This is a genomic window from Cupriavidus sp. WGlv3 (genome assembly GCF_023952475.1).
Lineage (GTDB): Bacteria > Pseudomonadota > Gammaproteobacteria > Burkholderiales > Burkholderiaceae > Cupriavidus > Cupriavidus phytorum.
Genome location: NZ_JALHRX010000004.1, coordinates 222595 through 248586 on the forward strand (window position 1 = coordinate 222595; position 25992 = coordinate 248586).

At 64.8% G+C, this 25992-nt stretch carries 25 protein-coding genes; 11 read left to right on the forward strand and 14 right to left on the reverse strand.

Features of this window, described 5'->3' with window-relative positions:
• Positions 1 to 39: 39 nt before the first annotated feature.
• Entirely contained in the window at positions 40 to 438 is a 399-nt protein-coding gene (locus tag MKD38_RS09960; RefSeq protein ID WP_252676373.1) for a copper resistance protein, read from the reverse strand.
• Between the two features lie 518 nt (positions 439 to 956).
• On the opposite strand from MKD38_RS09960, the gene MKD38_RS09965 reads away from it, so the two are divergent.
• The 5 genes from MKD38_RS09965 (at position 957) to MKD38_RS09985 (ending at position 6132) form a co-directional block, all read left to right on the forward strand.
• A complete protein-coding gene (locus MKD38_RS09965; protein ID WP_252676724.1) occupies positions 957 to 3035 on the forward strand; it encodes a copper-transporting P-type ATPase in 2079 nt (692 codons plus the stop codon).
• An 83-nt stretch (positions 3036 to 3118) separates the two neighbouring features.
• Complete coding sequence (locus MKD38_RS09970) at positions 3119 to 3661, forward strand: c-type cytochrome (RefSeq protein ID WP_252676375.1); 543 nt, start codon at positions 3119 to 3121, stop codon at positions 3659 to 3661.
• Positions 3662 to 3767: 106 nt separating this feature from the next.
• Positions 3768 to 4403, forward strand: a complete 636-nt coding sequence (locus tag MKD38_RS09975; RefSeq protein WP_252676377.1) for a nitroreductase family protein — start codon at positions 3768 to 3770, stop codon at positions 4401 to 4403.
• A 62-nt stretch (positions 4404 to 4465) separates the two neighbouring features.
• Positions 4466 to 5011, forward strand: coding sequence for a carboxymuconolactone decarboxylase family protein (locus tag MKD38_RS09980; protein ID WP_252676379.1), 546 nt, complete (start codon positions 4466 to 4468; stop codon positions 5009 to 5011).
• Positions 5012 to 5163: 152 nt separating this feature from the next.
• On the forward strand, positions 5164 to 6132 hold the full coding sequence (locus MKD38_RS09985; protein WP_252676381.1) for an AraC family transcriptional regulator: 969 nt from the start codon (positions 5164 to 5166) through the stop codon (positions 6130 to 6132).
• 68 nt (positions 6133 to 6200) lie between these two features.
• On the opposite strand, the gene MKD38_RS09990 is transcribed toward MKD38_RS09985, so the two are convergent.
• The 10 genes from MKD38_RS09990 to MKD38_RS10035 all read right to left on the reverse strand — a co-directional run bounded on the left by MKD38_RS09990 (position 6201) and on the right by MKD38_RS10035 (position 16973).
• Positions 6201 to 7133, reverse strand: coding sequence for an MBL fold metallo-hydrolase (locus MKD38_RS09990; protein WP_252676726.1), 933 nt, complete (start codon positions 7131 to 7133; stop codon positions 6201 to 6203).
• A gap of 255 nt (positions 7134 to 7388) precedes the next feature.
• Positions 7389 to 8567 (reverse strand): chromate transporter, encoded by a 1179-nt coding sequence (locus MKD38_RS09995; RefSeq protein ID WP_252676384.1) that lies wholly within the window; start codon positions 8565 to 8567, stop codon positions 7389 to 7391.
• A gap of 18 nt (positions 8568 to 8585) precedes the next feature.
• Entirely contained in the window at positions 8586 to 9548 is a 963-nt protein-coding gene (locus MKD38_RS10000; RefSeq protein ID WP_252676386.1) for a chromate resistance protein ChrB domain-containing protein, read from the reverse strand.
• Between the two features lie 241 nt (positions 9549 to 9789).
• A complete protein-coding gene (locus MKD38_RS10005) occupies positions 9790 to 10020 on the reverse strand; it encodes a DUF1484 family protein (protein WP_252676388.1) in 231 nt (76 codons plus the stop codon).
• Positions 10021 to 10426: 406 nt separating this feature from the next.
• On the reverse strand, positions 10427 to 11611 hold the full coding sequence (locus MKD38_RS10010; protein ID WP_252676390.1) for an FAD-dependent oxidoreductase: 1185 nt from the start codon (positions 11609 to 11611) through the stop codon (positions 10427 to 10429).
• 138 nt (positions 11612 to 11749) lie between these two features.
• Entirely contained in the window at positions 11750 to 12727 is a 978-nt protein-coding gene (locus tag MKD38_RS10015) for an AraC family transcriptional regulator (RefSeq protein ID WP_252676393.1), read from the reverse strand.
• 42 nt (positions 12728 to 12769) lie between these two features.
• Positions 12770 to 14149 carry an MFS transporter gene (locus MKD38_RS10020; protein WP_252676395.1) on the reverse strand — a complete coding sequence of 460 codons (1380 nt, stop codon included), beginning with the start codon at positions 14147 to 14149 and terminating at the stop codon, positions 12770 to 12772.
• 75 nt (positions 14150 to 14224) lie between these two features.
• Positions 14225 to 14977 carry a carboxymuconolactone decarboxylase family protein gene (locus MKD38_RS10025; protein WP_252676397.1) on the reverse strand — a complete coding sequence of 251 codons (753 nt, stop codon included), beginning with the start codon at positions 14975 to 14977 and terminating at the stop codon, positions 14225 to 14227.
• A gap of 24 nt (positions 14978 to 15001) precedes the next feature.
• Positions 15002 to 15826, reverse strand: a complete 825-nt coding sequence (locus tag MKD38_RS10030; RefSeq protein WP_252676399.1) for an SDR family NAD(P)-dependent oxidoreductase — start codon at positions 15824 to 15826, stop codon at positions 15002 to 15004.
• Positions 15827 to 15917: 91 nt separating this feature from the next.
• A complete protein-coding gene (locus tag MKD38_RS10035; RefSeq protein ID WP_252676401.1) occupies positions 15918 to 16973 on the reverse strand; it encodes a beta-keto acid cleavage family enzyme in 1056 nt (351 codons plus the stop codon).
• Between the two features lie 130 nt (positions 16974 to 17103).
• Between MKD38_RS10035 and MKD38_RS10040 the strand changes: the two genes are divergently transcribed.
• Both MKD38_RS10040 and MKD38_RS10045 read left to right on the forward strand, forming a co-directional pair.
• Positions 17104 to 18138 (forward strand): AraC family transcriptional regulator, encoded by a 1035-nt coding sequence (locus tag MKD38_RS10040; RefSeq protein WP_252676403.1) that lies wholly within the window; start codon positions 17104 to 17106, stop codon positions 18136 to 18138.
• A gap of 175 nt (positions 18139 to 18313) precedes the next feature.
• A complete protein-coding gene (locus tag MKD38_RS10045) occupies positions 18314 to 19312 on the forward strand; it encodes a Bug family tripartite tricarboxylate transporter substrate binding protein (protein ID WP_252676405.1) in 999 nt (332 codons plus the stop codon).
• Positions 19313 to 19320: 8 nt separating this feature from the next.
• On the opposite strand, the gene MKD38_RS10050 is transcribed toward MKD38_RS10045, so the two are convergent.
• Positions 19321 to 20247 carry a LysR substrate-binding domain-containing protein gene (locus MKD38_RS10050; RefSeq protein ID WP_252676407.1) on the reverse strand — a complete coding sequence of 309 codons (927 nt, stop codon included), beginning with the start codon at positions 20245 to 20247 and terminating at the stop codon, positions 19321 to 19323.
• Positions 20248 to 20430: 183 nt separating this feature from the next.
• Between MKD38_RS10050 and MKD38_RS10055 the strand changes: the two genes are divergently transcribed.
• From MKD38_RS10055 to MKD38_RS10070, 4 genes are all read left to right on the forward strand, one after another.
• Positions 20431 to 21504 (forward strand): TauD/TfdA family dioxygenase, encoded by a 1074-nt coding sequence (locus tag MKD38_RS10055; RefSeq protein ID WP_252676409.1) that lies wholly within the window; start codon positions 20431 to 20433, stop codon positions 21502 to 21504.
• 43 nt (positions 21505 to 21547) lie between these two features.
• Complete coding sequence (locus tag MKD38_RS10060; protein ID WP_252676411.1) at positions 21548 to 22321, forward strand: SDR family oxidoreductase; 774 nt, start codon at positions 21548 to 21550, stop codon at positions 22319 to 22321.
• A 228-nt stretch (positions 22322 to 22549) separates the two neighbouring features.
• Positions 22550 to 23422: a Bug family tripartite tricarboxylate transporter substrate binding protein gene (locus MKD38_RS10065; protein WP_252676413.1), complete on the forward strand. Its 873-nt coding sequence runs from the start codon at positions 22550 to 22552 to the stop codon at positions 23420 to 23422.
• A 305-nt stretch (positions 23423 to 23727) separates the two neighbouring features.
• Positions 23728 to 24348 (forward strand): hydrolase, encoded by a 621-nt coding sequence (locus tag MKD38_RS10070; RefSeq protein WP_252676415.1) that lies wholly within the window; start codon positions 23728 to 23730, stop codon positions 24346 to 24348.
• A 235-nt stretch (positions 24349 to 24583) separates the two neighbouring features.
• Here MKD38_RS10070 and MKD38_RS10075 read toward each other — a convergent pair whose 3' ends face one another.
• Positions 24584 to 25009: a cupin domain-containing protein gene (locus MKD38_RS10075; RefSeq protein WP_252676417.1), complete on the reverse strand. Its 426-nt coding sequence runs from the start codon at positions 25007 to 25009 to the stop codon at positions 24584 to 24586.
• A 70-nt stretch (positions 25010 to 25079) separates the two neighbouring features.
• Complete coding sequence (locus MKD38_RS10080) at positions 25080 to 25979, reverse strand: hydroxymethylglutaryl-CoA lyase (protein ID WP_252676419.1); 900 nt, start codon at positions 25977 to 25979, stop codon at positions 25080 to 25082.
• Positions 25980 to 25992: the final 13 nt, after the last annotated feature.

The window sequence follows — 25992 nt, forward strand, 5'->3', positions numbered from 1 at the left end:
CGATGGCTCAGGGCACGACAACAGGCGTTGCTGCGGAGGCTACGTTCGGAAACAGCAGTGAAGGATGGGGAGGGGGCGTGGCGGCGCCCGGGGAATCGCATCGCGGGAAGCGGCCAGGCGATGTGCCAGGACCGGTATCGGCGCGGGCACCACGACATTGACCAGCACCGGATGGAAGGCGGGAATCTGAGGCGTGGCATGGTCGGCCGACTTCGAGCCGAGCTGGCAATGCTCCTGGCATAGCCCGTCATGTACGCCAGGCCCGGCGCGTTCCATTGCCATGTCGGGGCAGGCTTCGGTCATGCTCGCCATCTCTTCCGTCGCGCTCAGCGAATACCGGCTGCCCTCGCAGGCATACGCCGCCGCTGCCAGTTGCACTGTCAGGAAAGCGCTCAGCAGGAAGGCGGCCAGCCAGAGCCGACGGAAAGTAGTACGCACTTGAGAACCTGGGGTTGCCGGAATGGTAGCAGCGTTTGGCTGCTTGCGGCATAGGCCGGTTGGAGGAGCTTGTCGTCGGTCTGTTCCATCATTGCCGCGTGGCCCCTGGTGCCGTCGACGACAGCGAAGACCCGACCGACAACGCTCGTTGCACCTTACCGGGATGTAATGGTTGCGTAACGTCCTGGTGAGGGACGGCCCCGTACCTTGGACCGGTACGGCCGCTGGTTTTCGCCCTGGCCGTCCTTGACCTTACTACCATGGGAAGGCCTAAGCTGCCGTCTTTGGGCGCGATGGCGGACTCCCCCGTGATGGCAGGCCCAACAACCAAGGGAACCAGGATGAACAGGACGAGCAGCGACCGCGATGCCAAGATGCCTGGACGCCACGGTGGCGCGCAGGATGACCAAGCCCATCATCACGAACATGCGCATCACCATGTTCATGAGCAGTCCGGCACCGGGACCGAGCCAGCCGTGGCGCAGCCTCCCGCCGAGGGCACGATCTATACCTGCCCGATGCATCCCGAGATCCGCCAGGATCATCCGGGTAATTGCCCGAAGTGCGGCATGACGCTGGAACCGTTGTTGCCGGAACTGGACGAGGGCGACAACCCGGAACTGGTGGATTTTCGTCGCCGCTTCTGGTGGACGCTCCCGCTTACCGGGGTGGTGTTCGTGCTGGCGATGTTCGGGCATCGCCTTGGATGGATGGAAGTCTCAACGCAGAGCTGGGTCGAGCTTGTCCTATCGACGCCGGTGGTGCTGTGGGCAGGTCGGCCGTTCTTCGTGCGGTTTTTCCAGTCGATCGTCAACCGCAGTCCGAACATGTGGACGTTGATCGGGATCGGCACCGGCGCTGCCTATCTCTACAGTGTCGTCGCGACCATCATGCCCGGCGCCTTTCCGCAGGCGTTCGCCGAGCATGGCCGCATCGGCGTCTACTTCGAGGCCGCGGCAGTGATCATCTCCCTCACCTTGCTGGGGCAGTTGCTTGAACTGAAGGCCCGCTCCCAGACCTCGGCCGCCATCAAGTCGCTGCTCGGGCTGGCGCCCAAGACTGCAAGACGCATCGGTGCGGGCGGGATCGAGGAAGACGTACCCCTGGCCCATGTGCATGTCGGCGACCTGCTGCGCGTGCGGCCCGGCGAGAAAGTGCCGGTCGACGGTGTCGTGACCGAAGGCACCAGCGCCGTCGACGAGTCGATGATCACCGGCGAGCCGATTCCCACCACCAAGCGCGCCGGCGACCGTGTCATCGGTGCCACCATGAACACATCGGGCAGCCTGGTGATCCAGTCCGAAAAGGTCGGCTCGCAGACCGTGCTGTCGCAGATTGTGCAGATGGTGGCGCAGGCGCAGCGGTCGAAGGCGCCGATGCAGCGGATGGCGGACAAGGTCGCCGGCGTCTTTGTCGTCAGCGTCATCGGCATCGCGGTGCTGACCTTTGTCGCATGGGGACTGTTCGGTCCCGAGCCGAGCTGGGTGTTCGGCCTGATCAATGCCGTCGCCGTGCTGATCATCGCCTGTCCTTGCGCGCTGGGCCTGGCTACGCCGATGTCGATCATGGTGGCAAGCGGGAAGGGGGCGTCCGGCGGCGTGCTATTCCGCGACGCCGCGGCAATCGAGAACCTGCGCAAGGTCGATACCCTGATTGTAGATAAGACCGGGACGCTTACCGAAGGCAGGCCGGTATTCGAGCGCGCGATCGGCGCCAATGGCTTTACCGAGGAAGACGTGCTGCGGCTGGCTGCCAGCGTGGATCAAGGCAGCGAACACCCACTTGCCGCCGCGATCGTCGACGCAGCCCGTAGTCGAGGCCTGCCGCTGGACAAGCCGGAAAGCTTCGAGTCGAGTTCGGGGATTGGCGTAAGGGGCACGTTGGGCGGCAGGAAGATCGCGATCGGAAACACCGCGCTCATGGAAGCCGAGGGCGTTGCCACCGAAGCGCTGGTTGCGCAGGCGGACGCATTGCGTGGGCAAGGCGCCAGCGTCATGTATCTCGCCGTCGACAGCAAGCTTGCGGGCCTGCTCGCCGTCTCCGACCCGGTCAAGACCACCACGCCCGAGGCGCTGGCGCGTCTTCGGGATGAAGGCATCCGTGTCGTCATGGCGACCGGAGACGGCATCGCAACCGCCAGGGCCGTGGCCGCAAAACTTGGCGTGGACGAATTCCACGGCGAGGTCAAGCCGGCCGACAAGCTCGAACTTGTCAGTTCCCTGCAGCAGTCCGGCGCGGTGGTCGCCATGGCCGGCGACGGCATCAATGACGCGCCGGCGCTGGCGAAGGCCGATGTGGGTATCGCCATGGGCACCGGCACCGACGTCGCGATGAACAGCGCCCAGGTTACGCTGGTCAAGGGGGATTTACGCGGCATTGCCCGCGCCCGCCAACTGTCGCACGCGACCATTCGAAACATGAAGCAGAATCTCGGTTTTGCGTTCATTTACAACGCCCTCGGCGTGCCGCTGGCGGCCGGCGTGTTGTATCCCGTGACCGGCCTGTTGCTGTCGCCGATGATTGCTGCGCTGGCGATGAGCCTGAGTTCGGCCTCGGTCATCGCCAATGCGCTGCGTCTCAGGAACGCTGCTTCGTAAGGCGGATACGGGTGGATACGGGGTGACCCTAGTTTTTGTCAGGAGTCAGGTGTAGTGATGAAGCTTATTGGTCCAGGCGCGACATGAACAAATCAGGCAAGCCCCGCTGGCGGATCGTGGCGCTGCTTGTGCTCGGTGGTGTGATTGCCACTGCCGTTGCACTGCAGACCAGGCGGTATCTCGATACGCCATCCAATGCCAGCAAGACAGGCGATATGCGGCAGCTGCGCATCGATGCCACCGACGCGGTCAGCGTCGCGCAGGGTCGCAAGATCTACGCACAGCAATGCGCTGCATGCCATGGCGCCAACCTGGAGGGCCAGCCCAACTGGCGCGAACGCCTACCGAACGGCCGGATGCCAGCACCCCCGCATGATGCGTCCGGCCATACCTGGCATCATCCCGACGCCGTGTTATTTGCGATTACCAAGAATGGGCTGGTAGCCGGGGTGACGGCTCCGGAGGGGTATGTCAGCGATATGCCGGCGTTCGGGCAATCGCTGTCCGACGACGACATCGTCGCCGTGCTGGCCTATATCAAAAGTACCTGGCCACAGAAAATGGCTGCGGCGCAGCGGGAGGTTACGGAAGCGCATGCCGTGCGGAAACAGGGCGCTGCGCAGTAGTTGCGGATTTGATCCTTTTGGGCATATTTTTGAGCAGATTGAGTCTCGAAATGAGCATTGGCTACACCTAAAGTGGAGGCTCCCAACCACCTGATGAGAGCCCTCCATGACCCAGGAAATCAGCCGGACCAATGCAGTCATCGAATGTATCTTGAGCCGTAGCGCGGCCAAGTACTACGATCCCGCCGCCGCCTTGAGCGACGACGAAATTCGCGCGCTGGTACGAATCGGTACCAGCGCGCCGACATCCTTCCACATGCAGAACTGGCGTTTCATCGCCGTACGTTCCGCCGAGGCCAAGGCACGGCTCAGCCCGATCGCCTGGAACCAGCCCCCGATCACCGAAGCTGCCGTGACTTTCATCGTCTGTGGTCAATTGGCCGATTCGAGCGTAATACCGGATCGCCTGGCGCCGCTGGTGGAGGCGGGCGTCATGCCGGCGGAAATGGTGCCGGAATGGGAAATTCCCGCACGCAACCTGTACATGGATTACCCGCAGCGCCAGCGGGACGAGGCCGTACGCAGCGGCACCTTTGGCGCGGCGGCGATGATCTACGCCGCGCGCTCGCTAGGCCTGGGTTCGACGCCGATGATTGGCTTCGATGCTGAAGCAGTGCACCGCGAGTTTGGACTGGCCAGGAACGAAGTGCCGGTCATGCTGTTGTCCGTAGGCGCGGAGCGCACCGGAAACTGGCCGCAGAAGCCGCGCCTGCCGGTGGCCGATGTGTTGGACCTGCTATAAGCGGTCCGCCGCCGCACATGGATTTTCCCAAACAGTAAAGCCAGTACCTTACAGAGACTACGATGCCAAGAACTGATGCCCTGAAGCCGGAGCAAGTGCCGGCCGAATCGAAACCGACCCTCGATGCGTTCACCAGGAACCTAGGATTTACCCCGAACATGATGGCGACCTTCGCCCAAAGTCCGATCGCGTTCAACGCATGGGCCACCCTGCTGGGCTCCTTGAGCAAGGCGCTCGACGTGAAGACGCGTGACAGCATCGGCCTCGCCGTCTCCGAAGTGAACGGCTGCAATTACTGCCTGACGGTTCACAGCTTTACCGCCGAGCATATGGCCAGGCTGGCCGCCGATGAAATCATTCTGGCCCGCAGGGGCCATGCCACCGACCCGAAGCGCGACGCGGCGGTCCAGTTTGCGCGCAAAGTCATCGAGACCCGCGGCAACGTCACTGACGCCGATTTCAAAGCCGTCCGCGATGCTGGCTACACGGATGCGAACATCATGGAAATCGTCGCGCTGGTTGCCATGTTTTCCCTGACCAACTTCATCAATAACGTGTTTGATCCCGAGAAGGACTTTCCTGCCGTTGCGCCGGCCGGCTCGGTCTGACGCGATCCGCTCGCATCGATTCGTCTCCGGTCGATGCGAGCACCATGCCCAAGCCTGGAGGTACCCGGGAAAGATTCCCGGGATACCGAAGAGCGAGAGACCGCTGTGCAATTGCCATAAGATGCTTGATCGTTCCAGGTTCCCGAGATCCAATGTCCCAAGTTGACTGGCTGAGCCAACTGCTGCAAATGATCACCGTCACCGGGCGGCTGGAGGTCCGTTGCGTCTATGGTGCGCCATGGCGGGTGGCCTGGCCTCAGTCCGCGGCGCACGAGATTCCGTACCACGTCGTGCTCAAGGGCCGGGCGATGGTCGAGAATCCGCAGACGCAGACGACGCTGGAACTGGTGGCAGGAGATATCGTGCTATTGCCTCACGGGTCGGCCCACGTACTGCACGATGGCAGTGGACAGCAGCCGGGTCGTACCCACAATCGCCACGGTGCTGCAGGATGGATGCTCAGCCAGAATGATGGCCCAGGCGAGCAGCTGGACCTGTTATGCGGGCGATTTCTCATCGAGCCGCCCCATGATCGGCTGATTCGCAGTTATCTGCCCACGAACCTGGTGGTACGTGCGATGGACGTCCATCGCGAAGAGGCCATGTCATCCGCTTCGCATCACCTGGCCGGCCTGCTGGAACTGATGCGCATGGAGTCCACCGGCGACAAACTGGGCGGATGCGCCATGCTTAACGCGCTTACCTCGGCGCTGTTCACGTTGGTACTGCGCGCCGCCAGCGAATCCGCGCAGGCCCCCGCAGGCTTGTTGGCGCTTGTCGGCCATCCACGGCTGGCGCCCGCCATTTCGGCCATGTTCGCCGATCCGGCGCGCCCCTGGACTTTGCCGGATCTGGCCGACTTGTGCAGCATGTCACGCGCCACCTTCATGCGGCACTTCCAGGACAAGCTCGGACGTTCGGCCATCGAATTGCTGACGGATATCAGGATGAGCCTGGCCGCCAACGCGCTGAAGAAACCGGCGATGACCACAGAGGCCGTGGCGGATTCGGTCGGGTATCGGTCCGTGGCTGCGTTCCGGCGAGCGTTCACGGAAACGATGGGAATGACGCCGGGGCAATGGCGCCGTCTGGCTCGCGAAACGGGTAACGCCTCTGCATGATTGCCGGGTTTGAAGAACAAAAGGCCCGTCGCCGGTGCGACGGGCTTTTTTGCTTCCGCGCTCGTCAATCAGTAATCCCATTGCACCGGCACGAACCGGAAGCTTTCTCCATGCTTCGCAACATGCCCGATGGACGGGAACGCGACATGCGCCGCGGCCAGCAGGGAACCGGTTGCCGCGGCTTCGTTGAGCAGCGCGATACGCACGTCCGTGGCGCCTTCGGGATCGTGCTCGAAGCCATTCTGCCAGTCGGGCCGCTCGAAGCCGACTTCGAAGATCGCGTCGCCGACGAACGTCAGTTTCTCGCCGTTCGATGCCACGTCCACGACGCAGTGCCCCGGCGTGTGCCCGCCCGTCACGCGCGCCGACACACCCGCAGCGATTTCCACGGTCTGGTCGAACTGCACGATGTTCTCGCTGTAGCGTTGCGCAAACTTTGCCGCCGCCTTGCGGAGCGCGGGAGGCACCGCCTCCGGCATTACCGTCTTGCTGAAGTCCGGATTTTTCCAGAACTCCACTTCCGCGGCCGCCACGTGAATGCGTACGTCCGGACGCAGCTTGGCCTTGACGCCATCGACGTTCAGCCCGCCGACGTGGTCCATATGCATATGCGTGATCACGATATCGGTGATCGCGGCCAGGTCGATACCCGCCGATTCCAGGCGCATCACTGACCGACCGGCGCGCGTGAAATATTCGAAGCCGTCGCCAACGCCCGAGTCGATCAGGATCAGGCGTTCGCCGCTGCGCACCAGCGCGATATTCAGCGCCCAGTCGAAGGTGTCGCGTTGCAGGAAGCGGCCATCGCACCAGGCGTTGCGGTCGGCCTGGCTTACGTTGGTGGACATGGTCGAGGCCGGCAGCGGAAGAATGCCATCGCTGATCAGCACGACATCGACGTCACCCACGCGCACGGCGTAGCGGGAGGGCACGAGTTCGCCGGCACCATCCTTGCCAAGGTTGGCGGTAACCGGCTGCACATTGCGGGTTGTTTCGCTCATCATCGGGAGTCCTGTCAGTGGGGGGGAAGCCGCACTCGGCGGCAGGCATGTTCCGCTGCGTTGCGCGGACATCCTTCTCGACTGTCGCGCGTTCCGTGCGACCATCGTTGCAACCGATTCTAGGCAGCGGGAGCGATTGCCAGTAGCGTCGCGACGGCCTTCAGTATGTTGAGCGAACCGCAACAATTGGCGCCGGACGGGTGATGAGCGGCGGCGTGAGTTGACAGGGTTTGCGGCAGGCTGCTTGTCAGGGGCTCAGCGGTGCAGTATTGGATAAACGGCCAGGCCGATCAATGCGGCGCCGGTGATGATGACCGGCTCAGGCAGCTTTTTGAACTTCAGCAATAGTGCGACCGTGACCAGCGCCAGCAGCAGGGTGGGGCCATCGACGATCGAACGTTTCGCCAGCACGATCACGGCGCCGGAAATTGCGCCAATCGCTGCCGCCGTGACGCCGTCGACAAAGGCGAGGATGGCGGGAAGCTTCCCGTATTTCTTGAAGTAGGGGGCGGGCAGTACCGTGAACAGGTAGCACGGCAGGAAGGTAGCCAATGCCGCCACACAGGCCCCCGGCAGTCCGGCCACCAGGTAGCCGATGAATCCCACCGTGATGACCACGGGGCCGGGGGTGATCATGGCGACGGCCACCGCATCGACGAATTGCTTTTCGTTGAGCCATTGGTATTCCGTTACCACGCCGCCGTAGAGAAACGGCACGATCGCGAGGCCGGAGCCGAAGACAAAGGCGCCCGCCTTGGCAAAGAACACGCCGAGCTGTGACAGCAGCGGCCAGTCCAGCGCGCTGAACAGCCCGCTTGCGGCCGGCATCTGCGTGGCCGCCATCGCATTGGCGCCGCTTTGGCGCAACCACTTCGGGGGCGCACGCCAGAACCAGACCAGTACGCCGGCGGCGAGAAACAGCCAGGCGATCTCGGATTCCGTGATGACGGTCACGGCAGCCAGCGTCAGGTAGATCGCCCACAACAGCTTGTCGCGGCCCACGCTCTTGGTGGTCAGCTTATATGCGCTGATGGCAATGATGCCGATGACGGCGGCGCCCACCCCATAGAACACGGACTGCATCCAGGTCAGTCCGCCAAAGCGGACATAGGCCCAGCCCAATCCCAGCACCATGAGAAAGGACGGCAGCACGAATGCCAGGCCGACCAGCGTTGCACCCCGGATGCGGTAATGCACGTAGCCGAGATAGATGGCCAGTTGCGCGGCCAGCGGGCCCGGTGCCAGCTGCGCCAGCGCAAGGCCCTCCTTGTAGTCGCCATCTGTAATCCAGCCACGCCGCTCCACCAGGTCGCGGTGCATATAGCCGGCCAGTGCTACCGGGCCGCCGAAGCCAAAGGTCCCCAAGCGGAGGAAATAGGCCACCAGCTGCCAGAGGGTATAGGCGGGATGGTCGGGGCGTTGCTGCGGTGCCATGGTTTTGGAAGGATTGATTCAGGGTCTTTTGTTGGCTGAAAAATGCGCGTAGAGCGAATCCAGCACCGAGCTGATCTCCGCCAGCAACGCGTCGTCATCCTGCAGCCGCGTTCGCGCGCCGGCCAGCACGGCTTCGAAGCCGCTGGCCTCCGGCACCGAGATCCCGCCGATGTCCAGTGCATGGACCATTCTGGCAAGCCGGCCGAGTCCCCGGTCAGCCTCGAGGCCAAAACTCGCCAGCAGCACTTCAAAGGAAACGCGATCGCCCACATGGGTAAAGGTCGCCCCGTCGAAGTCGAAGCCCAGTGCATCGTCCGGGCAATCTCCGGGGCTTTCCAGCCAGAGGAACCGTGCATGGGGATCGATGAAGCGCCGGATCAGCCAGGCGCTGGCCACGCGGTCCGCCCACAGATGGCGGCGCGTGGCCCAGCGCCGCCCCTGATATTGCGCGGCATCCCGGCGCGGAATCGTACGGGTGAGGGGCTGGGGCTCGCCCGGCGACTGAATTGCCTCGATGGCCCGGCTGAAATCATTCCAGCCGGCTTCTGCGCGGCGCGATGTCTCATTAGGAAAAAAGTCGATCCGGCGGATCGCTTCATAGGCGCGCTCGTGGCGGCGCAGCAGTCGATTCAGTTCGGCGCCGTTCTGGTCGGAGAGCACCTCAAGCGCTTCGGCCAGCGCAGCTTGCAGTTCGTCATAGTGAGCGCTGCGGTCGAACAAGGCGCGGAACGCGATCTCTTCGTCCGGAGTTCCGGCACTGACTTGCAGAAGCCAGGCTTGTCCGTTTTCGTGCCGGGTTTCGTCAGCCAGCTGGCGCAATTGGCCGACCTGCTCCACGCCCCCGGGCAAAAGATAAGCACCGTCACGCAGCGCGGCGCAACCCATACTCTTGATCGCACGCCAGATCCGCATGCGCGCGGTGGCGCCGGACGTGGGAAGCGTGACGATCAGCAGCGCCCAGGATTGAGTGGTTGCGGTCATGGGCGCATGGTAGAAGCCTATAGCGGGTATTTCAATGCTGTAGAGGTCTCTACAGTGAAGCGTCTTTCAGGGCACAGCGAAAATATTGGCCGAGTGATGGACCGGCCTCGGCCGGTCCATCAGCTACGCGCTGGTCGAGCGCTATGGCCGGATGGAAAGCACCGTCGGGCAGGGCGCGGAATCTATCGTCTGGCTGCGCGAAGACGGGGCCGCGGCAGGGGAAGAGACGGATGACCCGGTGTCATAACGACTCAGCTTCAGGCTGCAACGCCTCTGCGATCTGATCCACCTGCATCTTGATCATTGCCAGCAGGCAATGGACGCCGTGGCATCCCTCTGACCGTTCGCTTTCCACTTCGAGCAGCGACAGGACGCTACCCAGGCCGGCCTGGATCCGGTCGAGCGATTCCAGGGCTTCTGCCGGAATGCCGATGAAGATGGTTTCGTGCTGCGGATGGGGTTTCTCTTGCATTGCGTTCTCCTGAAGAAGGTTGGGAGACCCGCCTGATGCAAACGGCAGAGGGTGGCGGGCCTGGCAGCGAGGGTCGAAATACCGGCTCTCTGACGAACACCGGCCAGCCTTGTCGGCTGCCCCGCCCGGCCCGCCATAGTGAAGCGACGCACGCGTGCGTGTGGGGATGGTCGCATGAGCGACCATCCGTCAGAGAGAATAGCGGGTTTCGACTCCCGATCACCTTGTTTCGGTGATGGCTCTAGTTTTTGCCTTTCCAGTGGGGATCGCGATCAGACGATTCGCAATTTTTCTTTTAGGGGCGTCGGGAAGGGCTCGACGGGCGGTCGAATTCGTCGACCACTATCGTGATGGCGTCGAGAAGCTCGCGTCTGCGCGCGAGGGAGGCGCGCTTGTACCCCGCCTGTCAGGCGCTCTGCGCCAAGGGCAATTGACGGCGTAGCACATCCATCCGCGCGTAGAAGTCGTCCACCTGTTGCTGCGCGGTGCGCTGCATCGTTTCGTTACGTGCCCTGACGATGTCGACGTCTTCCTGCGCTCCAGCCTCGCCGACTTTACGCGAAGTGTCCTGCACGAACTTGCACAGGGGAAAGCGTGCCTCCCCAAAGGCTCGCAGCGCACTCTCCACGTCGACGTCACGCGACAGCATCTCCGCCAGCAGCACTGCGTCTTCGAGCGCCATCGCGCCGCCTTGTCCCATGAAGGGCGTGGAGGCGTGGGCGGCGTCGCCGATCATGATCACACGGCCACGGTGCCAGGGCAGCGGGGCGGCAACTTCCTCCACGGCGGTGTAGAGAACTTCGGCGTCGGCCGAGAGCGCGTCCAGGAACTGGCGCGCCGGTCCATCGAACTCCGCAAAGCGGGCTTGCATCAGCGCCGGCCAGTCGGCGCGCTCATACCATTGCCCGGCGGGTTCGGGCAGTGTGCCGAACAGGTACAGTTGGTCATCGCTGATCGGCATGATGCCGAGCCTCTTGCCGACACCCATCATCATGATCTTCGCGGTGAGGTCCTTCGGTCGCGTGTGCACGCTACGCCAGACGCCCAGTCCGGTGTAGACCGGCTCCAGCGGGCCTGCGACGAGACGGCGGATCTCCGAGCGTATGCCGTCTGCCCCGACCACGAGGTCATACTGGCCCGTGGTGCCATCGGAAAGCGTGACGGTGACGTGTTCTGCCGTGTTCTGATCGATACGGACGGCAGTAGTGCCCAGACGGATATCGACGCGCAGCAAATCGAGTCGGCTGGCGAGGATGCGATGCATCTCGGCCCGACGAATGCCGACGATCGGCGGAATGTCCCGGAGCCGGGACGGATAGTACGTATCGGTGATCGGTTCGCCGCGTTCGTCCAGGTAAATATTCCGGCCATCAGCAATGGCAAAGCCACTCGACACAATCTGCGGAAGTACCCCGAGGCTGCCGAGCGCCGCAAGGCCGTTGTGATAGATGAAGATGCCGGAGCTCTGGAATTTCCATTCCTGCTGCCTTTCCAGCATCGTCACTCGCACACCGGCCTGTGCCAGCGCAATGGCCGCCGCACAGCCGGCGATGCCACCTCCCACGACCAGTGCGTGTTCCACCTGCTTCATGCCCAAGTCTCCTTGTTCGCCAGCGCGGGCGATTGAGCGAAATTTGAGCGGAATTATTGGGCAGTCGCCCTGCCAGACTCAACCTCCATAACGCCGGATTCGGGCACCGATCGTCCGGATCAGCAGCGCGCAGAAGCGTCAGGGCGCCGATGCGTCGCGCTGATATTGACCGGGCGACACGCCAATCCAGCGCTGGAACGCGCGTGAGAATGCCTTTTCGGAGGTGTAGCCCGTGGCTTCGGCGACATCGGCAATCCGTGTGCGCGGCTCGCGCAGCCGTTCGGCAGCCAGGTTCATGCGATACGCGCTCAGGTACTGCATCGGCGGCACGCCTAGCAACGCACGAAAGCGCTCGACGAATACCGTGCGCGATAGGTACGCCACAGCAGCGAGCTGAGCGATGCTCCAGTCCCGTTGCGGCTCTTCCTGCATGGCGGCAACAGCGCGCGCGATGCCGGGGTCGTCAAGGACGTTTGGCCTGCCCTGACGCATGGCCGCGGGCGTGCGCAGATACTCGCCCAGGATATGCACGAGCAGCAGGTCGCCCATGCGTGCCGCTGACAACTGCCAGCCCGGGCGCTGGGCCAGCGAGTCCTGCACCAGCAGTTCCATCGTGTTTGCAAGCGTGTGCGCCAGCGCCAGTTCATCGGCACGCAGCACGATCACCCGTGGCAATTCCGCCGGGATGGTGCCGACGTCCAGCGCGGGCATCCACAGGTGCAGGGAGAACAGTTGCGTGGGTGGGGTGTCCAAGCTGCCCTTGCTATCCGCGCCATATGTCAGTTCGATCGGATGGTCGCCATGGCTGCCAATCATGTGCGCCTTCATCAGATCGGCGAAGGGCACGACGCGATCGCCTGGGTCGCGTGTCGATGAGACCGTATGCGGAGTGCCGCGCGGCAGCATGACAATATCGCGTGGAGCGATCTCGACAGGTGTGCCGCCATCGGTGCAGATCCAGTATCCGGGTCCGGTACACATGCGGATTAGCGCCCCCTCGGTGCCGGCCGAGTGCAATGCCCACGGTGCGTGGAGCCGGAAGCTTGCCGTCACGGCGCGTTCAGCCTTGCATGCGGAAAGGATCCGGCTCAGGACGTCATGCGGTCCGGGATTCATCGTGGGGAAAGTGAGGGGAGGCGCGGGCCATGGAATTCTAGCTCAAGCGTCTTCGGTGGTTATAACTTTGACTTCGTGGCCCCTTTCGCGAGATCCGCTGCCGAATTCCAGCAGCCGGGCCGGCAGCGCAAGCAATAGCGTGACGGCTCCCGCTGCCAGCAGCATCGCCAGCAGGTCGAATGCAAGATAGAGGTCGCCGGTGCGGGTCTTGATCGCGCCTACCGCGATCGGGCTGATCAAGGCCGCCACGCCGCCCAGGCTGCTGACCAGTGCGATGCCGGCAGGCGCCTGCTGGCCGCCCAGGTACGCCGGCGGAATCGTCCAGAACACCGGCAGCGCGGCCAGGCACGCGGCGGCGCCGACCGTCATGCACGCCACCGCTGGCACCAGTTCGCCGCGCGCGAGGCCCATCAGCACGAAGCAGGCGGCGGCAACCAGCAGGCAGCCGGCCACGTGCCAGCGCCGTTCCAGGCGGCGGTCGGAGCTGCGCGCCAGCAGGTACATCGTCACCAGCCCGAGTACATAGGGCAGCGTGGAGATCCAGCCGATGCGCGCCACATGCGCCTCACCGAAGCCCTGGATCAGCGTCGGCATCCAGTAGGCGATGGTGTTGGTGCAGGCATAGATCGAAAGGAAAGCGAGGCCGATGACATAGATGCGTGGATCCCTGAGCAGCGCCAGGATGCCGCCGTGTTGGCGCGCCTGGATTTCCTTGCCGAGGTCGCTCGCGAGCATGGCCTTTTCCGCGGGCGTGAGCCACTTTGCCTGGGCGGGGCGGTCGTCGAGGTAGCGCCAGGCCACCAGGCCCAGCAGCATCGCCGGAAGGCCTTCCACCACGAACAGCGCCTGCCAGTCGCGCAGCCCCAGCCATCCGTCCAGGTGCAGCATGATCGCTGCCGCCAGCGGACCGCTGATCATCCCGGCGAACGTGCCCGACATCAGGAACAGCGAAGTGATCCGTCCACGCCGCTGCGCGGGGAACCAGTAGGTCAGGTACAGGATGACGCCGGGAAAGAAGCCGGCTTCGGCCACGCCCAGCAGGAAGCGCGCGACGTAGAGGGCCTCGGGCGAACTGACCTGGCTGGTGGCAACGGTTGCCAGCCCCCACAGCAGCAGGATGCGCGTGATGGTCCGGCGCGCCCCGGTCTTCTGCATATACAGGTTGCTGGGCACCTCGAACAGGATGTACCCGGCAAAGAATGCCGCCGCGCCGATGCCATAGGCCGCATCCGAGAGACCCAGGTCGCTGGCCATGCGCAGCTTGGCGAACGAGATATTGATGCGGTCGATCGTGTTCAGCACATAGGCCGCGAACAGGAACGGCAGCAGCCGCCACGTGATCTTGCGGTAGAGGGCGGCAAGCGAACTGGCATCCTGCGGCAGCGCCGCGGTGATGCCTGAGGCGGGGGCGAGTGGTTGCACTACGTACTCCTGGGCGTTGCGTGTGTTGTCTCCCCTCTCCCATGCATGGGAGAGGGGAGCTAGCCGGCCGCGGGGTCAGGCTGCGGTTTCCCGCATGGCATGCTCCAGCATCGGTACCGCGAGTTCGCAGGCCTCGATGCCTTGCAGGCTGACGATCTTCAGCACGGCCAGGATCTGCGCGCGCGTGGCGCCGAGGCGCAGCGCGGCTTCGATATGCCGCTGGGTGCCGTGGCCGTACATGTGGGTGATCGCGGCATCGCCGGCGATGCAGAGGAACTCGATCCACAGCGGCGGCAGGATGTTGTCTGTCCACAGGCCGAAGCCCATCGCCAGGAATTTCTCCAGGTACTGCGGATCCCAGCGGTACAGTGTTTCCCACAGCGGGTTGAACATGCCGTTGGCGCGCACCGCGTCGCACACCGGCGTCGCGCCTGGCGTAACTGACGCAACGGCGGGCTCATCCGGGATGCCGGCGCGCGCCAGTTCCTCGGCCAGTGCCGGCACGCCGACCGCGCAGGCATGGATGCCGACCACGCTGGCCAGCTTGAAGACTTCAAGGACTTCGGCGCGGGTGGCGCCCAGCCGGATCGCCTCGCGCACGTGGCGCGATACGCCCGGCTTGTACAGGTGCGTGGCGGTGACGTCGAGATTCAGGCGGATCAGCGCCACCAGCTTGGGGTCGAGCATGCCTTCGGCCTGCGCATCGCGCGCCAGCGCGACCCAGTTGGCAATCCACTTGGGATCCCAATCGGTCAGCGGATCGAGTTCGCTGCCGAGCGCGCCGGTATCGCGCAGCGCCTTGTAGTGGGGAAAGAGGTTCTGTTGCATTGTTGTCGGGGCGTTTGGCAGGGCTCAGATGGCCGAGCCGCCGTTGGGACTGATGACCTGGCCGACCAGGTAGTGCTCGTCGCTGGCGAGGTGCAGCACGGTCGCGGCGTATTCCTCGACGGTGCCGAAGCGGCCCGCCGGGCAGCTTTGCCAGAGCCGGTTGCGGCCGTCCGCGCCGATCTTTTCCAGGTATTCGTTGAAGGCGGGCGTGGCGACACCGCCGGGGGCCATCGCGTTGACGTAGATGTTGGCGCCGGCGACTTCCAGCGCCACGGAGCGGGTGAAGGCGACCACCGCGCCCTTGGTGGCGCTGTAGTGCGGGCTGTGCGCGCTGCGGGACGAGATCCCGGCAATCGACGCGATATTGACGATACGGCCATAGCGCTGCGGCTGCATCAGCCGCAGCGCCTCGCGGGTGCAGTAGAAGGTGCCATGCACGTTCACGCCCCAGTAGCGCAGCCATTCCTCGTCGGTGATCTCGCTGGTGAAACCGAGCGAGCCGCGCGGCACCGGCGTCTGCAGGTACGCATAGAGCTGGTTGCGGCGCTCGGTGTCCACCGGGCGGTTGGGCGTCAGCGCGGCGTTGTTGACGAGGACATGGACGGTGCCGAAGGTCTCGCGCGCCTGCGCGAACATGTCGGCCACTTGCTGGCTCGACGATACGTCGCACACGACGGACAGGCAGCGGCGGCCTTCGGCGAGGACCGCCTCGCGCGCGCTGGCCAGCGATGCGGGGTCGATGTCGCAGATCACCAGGTCGGCGCCGGCGCGCGCCAGCGCCACGGCGATGCCCTGGCCGAGGCCGGGGCCGACGCCGGTCACCACGGCGATCTTGTTGGTCAGTTTCATGATCGGTTGCTCGGTTGCCGCAGGGGGCTGTGTTCGGAAGCCGCGGCACGCGCGGCCAAAGCAACGCGCATGCCGCGGCGGATGACGGCGCTCAGACGCTGCCCGGCACCGTGAAGCCGCGTTGCCCCGGCTTGCGGTTCGGCGCCATGCCGAGCTGGCGGATGGTCTCGTCCGCGCTGTCGTACCACTCGTCGATCTTGTAGATGCGGCGCGCTTCCTTGCCGTTGGCGACATCGCGGCCAAGCTCGCGCGCCAGGCGCACGGTCTGCTCGATCTGCTGCACCGAGGTCATGCGTTCGCCCTTGCGGCCCCACAGGTTGTCCTCGATGCCCACGCGCACATGCAGGCCCAGCGCAATCGCCATCGCGTTCATCGGCAGCACCGCGCGCATCGCGCTTTCGATGGTCAGCACCGCGCCGTCGGGCGTGCGGCGGGCGAACTCGATCATGTCGGCCGGGTGCAGGCCCGCAGCGCCGCCGCCGATGGCGACGTAGTTCAGGATCAGCGGGCCGCGGTACTGGCCCTTGCGGATCAGGCGCTCGACCGTCTCCAGCTGCGCCACGTGGCCGAGCATGAAGTGCGGCTGGATGCCGGCCTTGCTCAGGCGCTCCAGGTGTTCGATGAAGAACGACGGCTTGGAGTCCACCACCATCTCGCTGTAGGCCTTGAGGTACTCGGGCTTCTCGAGGATGGTGCCCTGCACGTCGTCGGCGCTCAGCATCTCGCAGATATTCATCTGGCTGGTGTTGATCGCGATGGTGACCTGGTCAGGCTTCGGATCGAGTTCCGCCAGCATGTGGCGGGTGTCGTAGTCCAGCCACTCGGCGGCCTTGCCTTCGCCTTCGGGCGCGAACGAGATCGAGCCGCCGACCTGCAGCACCATGTCGGGCACGGCTTCGCGCAGCCGCGCCAGCATCTCGTTGAACATCGACAGGCGCTTGGAACCCTTGCCATCCGACTCGCGCACATGCACATGCAGCACGGTGGCGCCGGCGTTGTAGCAATCGACGGCCTTCTGGATCTGTGCGTCCATGCTCACCGGGATGTCGTCGGAGTCGGAGGGCAGCCACTGCGGGCCGTAGGGCGCGACCTGGATCACCAGTTTTTCCTGGTTTTCGGGGAGCAGGCTGTCGTCGAGAAAATGCATGGATAGTCTCCTTGTGGTGAAGCCCTTTGCATGGGGGCGGTGCAGGTATTCTGGACGCCGGACGCATGCTGCGTTTATCCTGCTGTCACTATTTCCTATCCGTTTGTCACAGCTGGTGAAAACCCGAACCATGAAGCCCGAGAACCGTTCGGTCCCGGTCGGCACGCTTGCACGGGTGGTCGAGGTGCTGCGGGCGCAGGGCGCCGACCCCTGGCCGCTGCTGGGCCGCTATGGCATCGGCCCGGCGTCGCTGGAAGAGCCCATGGCGCCTCTGGCGCTGACGCTGTGCGGGCGCATCCTGGCCGATGCGGCCGCCACCTCGGGCCGGCCCCACTTCGCAGTGCAGGTCGGCGCGCGCGCCAATATGGAAAACGCCGGGCCGCTGCGCCTGCTGCTGCTGTCGTCGCGCAATGTGCGCGACGCGGTGGATGGCCTGCTGCGCTACGGGCGCATCTGGTACCGGGGCATCGACACGGCGCTGACCGTGCGCGAAGGCTATGCGGTCTTCTCGGTCGAGATCGACGGCGCCTGCGCGGGCCGCGACGACCTGCTGACCGCCTATCTCGCGGCCAACCTGCAGATGTTCCGGCTGATGCTCGGCAGGTCCTGGTTGCCCGCGGCGGTCTCGCTGTCGCGTCCGCCGCCGCCGGAGCTGGCGCCGTTCGTCGCGCACTTCGGCCCCGATGTGCGCTTCGGCCAGCCGCGCGACGAATTCGTGTTCCCGGCCGGTACGCTGGAGCAGCGCTGCGGCGTGGCGGACGAGGCGGTCGAATCCTCGGTGGTGCGCTACCTGAGCGAGCTGGAATCGCATGTCGCGCCGGATTTCCTGGGCCAGGCCCGCCAGGCGATCCGCGACCTGATGCTGCTGGGCGAATGCACCGCGCCGCGGCTGGCCTCGCTGTTCGCGGTGCATCGCTTTACGCTGCATCGCCACCTGCAGGACCACGGCACCTCGTTCGCGCAACTGCTGGATGAAGAGCGCGAAGCGCTGGCGCGGCGGCTGCTGGGCAACACCGACATGCCGCTTGGCGATGTCGCGCGGGCGCTGGGCTTCAAGACGCAGGCCGGCTTCAACAAGGCCTTCCACCGCTGGCAGGGTGTCGCGCCCGGCACCGTGCGCGTTGGGGAGCGCCGCAGGCCGCGGCTGACGTTGCACCGCGATTGAGCCGGGCGCACGGTTCGTCGTGCTGGCATGACCAATCGCTTATGCTTCCGCGGTTTTATTTCATTGGTTTTCGCGGCCAGATCGTGCGCAAAATCCCGGTGCACACACGCCGCCGATGCGATCTTGGAAACGGGCATCGCCATCCACAGAAGCGGCGTGGGCTTACGGAGACAATATGAAATCAAGCCCCACATGCCGCGGCAAGCGTGCATGGCATCTCGCAGTCCTGGCCGCCACCGCGCTGGCAGCCGCCCCCGTCCTCGCGCAGGGCAACTGGCCCTCGCGCCCGATCCGCATGGTGGTGCCGAGCCCCGGCGGCAGCGGCCCCGACGTGCTGGCACGCGTGTTCGCCGAACAGATCTCGCAGGCGCTGAAGCAACCCGTGGTGGTCGACAACAAGCCCGGCGCCAACGGGCAGCTGTCGGTCGATGCCGTCGTGCGCGCGCAGCCGGACGGCTACACCGTGCTGCTGGCGAGCGCCTCGGCCACCGTAATGAACCAGGCGATCCAGCCGAAGCTGCCATTCAACATCGTCGAGGACCTGGTGCCGGTGGCGCAGATCGGCTCGGGTGGCGTGCTGCTGGTGGTTACGCCCGACTTTCCGGCGAGGGACATGAAGTCCTTCGTGGCAACGATCAAGGCGCGGCCCGGCAAGTATGACTACGGCAGCTGGGGGATCGGCTCGGGCGGCCACCTCGCCATGGCACAGCTGCATACGCTGGCGGGCATCGACCTGACCCATGTGCCCTACAAGGGCGTGCCGCCGATCCTGACCGACCTGCAGGGCGGTGTGCTGAAGATCGCCTTCGTCGACATCACCACCTCGGTGCCGCTGGTGAAGAGCGGCAAGATCCGGCCGCTGGGCATCACCGGCAAGCACCGCGCGCCCGCGTTCCCCGAGGTGCCGACCATGGCCGAGCAGGGCTTCCCGATGACCAACGAAGGCTGGTACGGGCTGTTCGTGCCCAAGGGCACGCCACGCGAGATCGTCGTGACGCTGAACCGCGAGATCAACAAGGCGCTGCGCTCGCCGGCGCTCGCCACACGCTTCCAGCAGCTCAACATGATGGCCGATCCGCCGCTGACCACGCCGGAGGAGTTCGCGCGCACGGTGCGCAACGACTATGCCACCTGGGCCAACGTGGTGAAGATCAACGGCATCAGGCCGGAATAGCGGGCCAGTCAGCCGGCCGCCGCCTGTTCCGCGCACTGCTGGAACAGTTCGACAGCCGGCGAGGGGGCCTTGCCGGCCAGCGTGAAAGTGGACACCGGCAGCAGCACGCCCGGTATCTCGAGCGGAAGGACATGGGCGAGGCCGCGCGCTTCATAGGTGCGCGCCAGGCGCCCGGTCACCATTGCCACCGCCTGCATCGCCTCCAGCAGGCCTAGCACCAGGCCGGCCGATACCGACTCGACATGGTTGGCCGGCACCTCCACCTTCATGCGTCGCAGCGACGCGTCCAGGCTCTGGCGCAGCCGCGCCGTGCGCGGCGGCACGACCCACGGGTACGGCGACAGGTCTGGCCAGCCCACGGTCGCGCGTGCCGCCAGCGGATGCTCCGGGTGGACCGCCACGCGCAACACTTCCTCATACAGGTGGTGCTGCTCGATATCCCCGGCCGTAGCGCGCTCCGACAGCGCCCCCAGCACGATATCAAGGCGGCCGGTGCGCAACTGGCCCATCAGCACGTCCATCGGCGCCTCGTACACCGCGATGTTCAGCGTCGGCATCCGCGCCTTGGCCAGCGCGATGATGCGCGGCGCGAGCGCCAGCGTCGAGCCGGGCATGGCGCCGACCGCAATCGATGCGCAGGCGCCTTGCCCCAGCGCCAGCAGCTCGTCGCCGGCGCGGTCCAGTTCGTCCAGGATCGACTGCGCATAGCTGACGAAGATCATGCCGTGCGGCGTCGGTTCGATGCCGCGGGGCCGCCGCACGAACAAGGGGTAGCCCAGGCCTTCCTCGACCTCGGCCAGCGCCTTCGATACCGCCGGCTGCGTGATGTTCATCGCGTTCGCGACCCGCGCGACCTGCCGGTGCTCCTCCAGTGCTATGACCAGACGGAGATGGCGTAGCTTCAGTCCGCTGCGCAGAAAACCGATCGCGTCCATGGTGAAAACCCCTAGAAACAAAGCGTGACTCATCGCGGCGTGGCCGGTGACGGCACGGCATCGCCGCGGTGATATTACCTTTTGGTTTGGTCAAACGCATCAACTTTCATTAGTCATGCGCGCGCTGCCTTCGCACAATGGCTGCACCGGCCCGGCAATGGCCGCGACAACAAGGAGACAGCAATGGAAACAGCACAGGCGCAAGCAGCACTGAAGGCGGTGGAGACCCCGGCGGCGTGGGAAGCCAGCGACATTGCCGCGAAGGAGAGTGAGTGGGTGGTCTGGCTGAGCGCGGACGAGATCGCGCAGCTGGACGCGGCGCTGGCGCATTGCAAATCGCTGGGCCTTGCGGTGCCGGCGATCAGCAAGGAGACATTCCCGCTCGGCAGCCTTGGGGCGAAGCTGCAAGACCTGCGCCACCGCCTGGAGCGGGGACTGGGCGTGGTGCTGCTGCGCGGGCTGCCGGTCGAGCGCTATTCCAAGATGGACGCCGGCACGATCTACTGGGGCATCGGCATGCACCTGGGCCGCGCGGTTGCGCAGAACGCGTTCGGCGACGTGCTGGGCCATGTCTGGGATCTTGGCAAGGACCCGAAGTCAGACATGACGGCGCGCGGCTATCAGTCGCGCCATCGGCTGCCGTTCCATACCGATGGCGCCGACGTGGTCGGGCTGCTGTGCCTGCGCACTGCGCGCCGCGGCGGCAAGAGCAGCATCGCCAGTTCCATGGCAATCCATAACGCCATGCTGCGCGAGCATCCCGAACTGCTGGCGCGGCTGTACCAGCCCTTTGCGTTCGACCGCCGGCACGAGGAAGCGCCGGGCCAGGCGCCGTACACGATGACGCATGTGTTCAGCTGGCACAACGGCCGCCTGTTCAACCGCTACATCCGCAGCTTCATCAATACGGCGCAGCGCTTCCCCGACGCGCCGCCGCTGGCGCCCGAGGACATCGCCGCGCTCGACAGATTCGACCAATACACGCAGGACCCGCGCTTTCGCATCGACATGGAGCTGGCGCCCGGCGACATGCAGTTCCTGAACAACTACGTGGTCCTGCACTCGCGCACCAGCTACGAGGACCATCCCGAGCTGGACCGCAAGCGCCACCTGCTGCGGCTGTGGCTGTTCACGCCGGGCCTGGCCGACGTGCCCGAGAGCTTCCGGCTGCGCTACCTGCTGACCGACGCGTGGGCGAAGAATCCGCGCCCGCCGATCTATGACGTCAACCAGATCATGGGCGTGACCACGCATTGAAGCGTCTCCCTTACCGCTATCCCAGACCAAGGAATCTTTCGCAATGAACGCCCCCATCCTTTCCCTTCACGGCAAGACCGCCTGGATCACCGGCGGCTCCAGCGGCATCGGCCGCGCCTGTGCGCTGTCGCTGTGGCAAGCGGGCGCCACGGTTGTGGTCTCCGCGCGCAGCGAAGCGGCGGTCGCCAGCCTCGCCGCAGAATGCGGCAATGAGCGCGTGATCGCGCTGCCGCTGGACGTGGCCGACCGCGAAGCCGTGGCTGCCGCCGGCCGCCAGCTTCAGGAGCGCATTGGCGCCGTCGATATCCTGGTCAACGCCGCCGGCATCAACGTGGTCAACCGCAAGCTGTCCCGCCTGACGCCGGCCGACTGGGACCAGGTCATCGACATCAACCTCAACGGCGCGTTCTACTGCATGCATGCGGTGCTCCCCGGCATGCGCGACCAGGGCGAAGGCACCATCATCAATATCTCGTCGTGGGCCGGACGCTACGCCTCGGCGCTGACCGGTGCCGCCTACGGGGCCAGCAAGCACGCCATGGCGGCGATGACGACGTCCGTGGCGATGGAAGAGTGCGCCAACGGCATCCGTGCCTGCGCCATCTATCCCGGCGAGACCGCCACGCCGATCCTGATCAACCGGCCCACGCCGCCCGCCGCAGAAGACCTGGCGCGCATGCTGCAGCCGGAGGATGTGGCCGCGGCGGTGGCCTTTGTGCTGTCCCTGCCGGCGCGCGCCACGGTGAACGAGCTTGTCATCAGTCCCACCTGGAATCGCGCCTTCGTTGGCTTCCAGCCGCCGCCCAGGCGCGGCTGAGCGGCTGAGCAGCACCGGCGACCGATACAGCCGCTGCCGCGGCGCAAGATCCAGCGCCAGGCAGCAGCGCGCGGTCAATGCATGGCAGGACAATCCCCGAGGAAGACAATGATGAACCGACGCAGGTGGTTACAGGACGCAATTCCCGCCGCCATCGCGGCCTGTCTCGCGCCAAACGTGTTTGCGCAGGCCCCGGCACCCTCTGCCTGGCCATCGCGCCCATTGCGGATGATCGTGCCGGGCGGTGCGGGTTCGGGCACCGACCTCGTCGCCAGGGTGTTCGCCGAGCCGCTCTCTCGCGCGCTGCGGCAACCGGTCGTGGTCGAAAACCGGCCCGGCGCCAATGGCATCGTCGGCAACAACCTGGCGGCCAAGGCAGCGCCGGACGGCTATACCATCCTGTTCAGCAACGCTTCCGCGATCGCGATCAATGCGGCGCTGCGTGACGGCATGCCCTACGACACGGACAAGGACCTTGCACCGGTGATCCAGGTCAGCGCCGGCGGCGTGCTGCTGGTGGCAACCGCCGAGACGCCGGTGCGCGACCTTGCCAGCTTTGTCGACTACGTCCGCGCGCATCCCAACATTGCCTACGGCACCTGGGGCGTCGGCTCGACCGGCCACCTGGCGATGGAAGCCATTGCCCGCGCGCGCGACCTGCGTATGCGGCATATTCCCTACAAGACCATGGGGCAACTGCTGACCGACCTGCAGGGCGGGGTTGTCAGCATTGCATTCGTCGACGCGCGTTCGCCGCTCTCACTGATCCAGGCCCGCAAGCTGGTGCCGGTTGCCATGACCGGCACGCGGCGCTCGCCCATGCTGCCGGAGGTGCGCACCCTGAAGCAGCAGGGCTTCGACCTGGATCTCGATGGCTGGTATGGCGTCTTTGTCCCGGCCCATACGCCGGCCGGGATCGTGCTGCGGCTCAACGAGGAAATCGCCAGGGTAATGGTGGCGCCGGCATTGCAGGCCAGCTTCGCGCAGCAGGGCCTGTTGTGGGTCGAGAAGAATTCGCCGGAGCAGTTTGCACGGGTGATCCAGAGGGATATCCGGGCGTGGAAAGCGCTGGCGGCAACCGCAGAGATCAAGGTTGACTAACGAAAAATCCAGCGCACCCATGCTGTTCGGAAGCGCCACGGACGACCGCTTCTCTGCCAAATCGGCCCTGCGGCAGGGTAAATGTCGGCTGACCGAAACTGGCCGAACTCAGCCATGGCAGAGGCCGGGGCACAGTTGATGACGTGGTTTGGTATCGCCTGCGAACTGCACCCCGGCGATGCCGCCACAAGTGCCCGATCCTGCGCGCGCTCGAAGGCCGTACTTGGGTAGCCGGCGACGATCGACTAGCTTGAATGTCTTGGGGTGCTCCGAGACTTAACTTCAGCTTTTGAGGCAGGTGCGAGATGGACGAACTCAATTCGCCGCAGGAGTGTGCATTGGTGCTGGTGGATCCCCAGGCAGGCCTGGGATTCGCGGTGCAGTCCATGGACCGCCAGCAGCTACTCAATAACCTGGTGGCGCTTGTCGAGACCGCCCGGACATTCGACGTCCCCGCGATTCTCTCGACCTCGGCAACGAAGGTGTATAGCGGTCCTCCGTTTCCGGCCATCCGCGAGCTGTTGCCCGACGTTCCGGTGTACGACCGGCGCTCCATGAACCTGTGGGAAGACGACGCCGCGCGGCAGGCCGTGATTGCCACCGGCAGGAAGAAGCTGCTGTTCGCGGGCATGCTGACGGAGGCCTGTGTGTGCTTCCCGGTCCTGTGCTGCCTGGCCGAGGGCTATCAGGCCTTTGTCGTGGCGGACGCCTGCGGCGGGGCGACCGTCGATTCCCACCACTACGCGCTGGACCGCATGCGGTCCAAAGGCGCGGAGGTGACGAGCTGGTTGCAGGTCCTGCTCGAGTTCCAGAGGGACTGGACGCGCAAGGAAACCTATGACCGGGCACGCGGACTGGTTGAGCGTTTTGGCGGTGGCTATGGTATGGGGCTCAAGTACGCCAGGGATATGTTGGTCAAGCCGTAATTCCGGCGCCTGTTTTCGACCCTTTTCGGCCGGTCGCAATACGCAAGGTCAATGACCGTTTGCTCACCCTCATCAGACACTTGAGGGCGTCGGCAAGCTCACTGGCGGTTCAGAATAGCAAGCTCACACTGAACGCTGCCATAGAACAAGGGGCAGTGAGGACCCATCCGCGATCCCGCGAAAAGGGGGCGAACCATTCTGATAGGACGGCGGCCAGAATAGCGCTGGGTGCTTTCTAAGATTGCTTCCATTTCCCGGGGCTGGGCACGGCGCAAGGGCCGCTCACTCCAATCGAAGTGAATTGGGCAGGCCCCACCACTTCCAGGTATTCCATGTCTAGCGAGTAGTCAAACAGGAAGTGCCGGATGCCTGGGCGTTGGTGGACACAGTCTCCTGCCGAGACCAATGTTTCTTGGTCTTCGTACATGAAGCGTGCCCATCCTTTCAGCATGTAGACAATATGAAAGTCGGCCTCATGGACGTGCCATCCAGTTCCTGCCTCTGGCGCTCTATTGGCGCGCACCAACTGGGCCACCACCTTGCCGCCTGTAGCTTTTGCGATTCCGAGATCGCGGTAAACAAAGAAGTCTCGTAAGCCGCCCTCAGTGAACTCTGTATCCATCGGCTTGATGTGGGTGAAACTGGTTTCGCTAGCATCCATGGTCAGTCCAATCAGGTTTGGTGGGAATTAACATGCTGATCGCAAAGGCAGTCCAATCACGGAGCAATGCCTACCGTCCGCCTTTGTCTAGTGCGCGTGCCACCCGGGAAGCTGAGGTGCGACCAACAGCATCGCTGATGAAGCGCCCCGTATCCGCAAGCCTGTGTAAGTCGATACCTGTTTCAAAGCCCAAGCCGTGCAGCAGGTAGACAACGTCCTCGGTTGCCACGTTGCCGCTGGCACCCACGGCATATGGGCATCCGCCGAGACCGGCCACGGAACTGTCAAAGGTGCGCAGACCAAACTCAAGTGACGCGGCAATGTTCGCGATGGCCATGCCATAAGTGTCGTGGTAGTGGCCCGCCAGTTGTGTTGCGGGGATTCGGCGCAGACAGGCGTCAAGGAGCGCCTTCGTTGCGCTCGGCGTCCCACGCCCGATGGTATCGCCCAGTGAAATCTCCTGGCATCCCATATCCAGGAGTCTAAGCGCGACCTGGACGACTTGCGCCGGATCGACATTGCCCTCGTAAGGGCACCCCATGACGCAAGATACATAGCCGCGAAGCCGGATGCCGCCTGAGATCGCGGCGTTTGCTACCTCGCGAAATCGATCAAGGCTTTCCGCGATGGAACAGTTAATGTTCTTCTGCGAGAACGCTTCGGACGCCGCTCCGAAGACCGCGACCTCGTCGCACCCGGCACGCAGTGCTGCCTCCAGCCCCTTCAGATTTGGCGTCAAGGCACTAAACTGCACGTGCGGCGGGCGGCTGATTTTCTGCATGACATCGGCGCTGCCGGCCATTTGCGGAACCCATTTCGGCGAGACGAACGATGCCGCCTCGATATGCGTGACGCCAGCCGCCACAAGGCGCTCGATCAAGGAGACCTTCGTCTCCACGTCAACGGCCTGCCGTTCGTTCTGCAACCCGTCGCGCGGACCGACTTCGACAATCCTTACATGCTCCGTCATGGTCGTCCTTTGC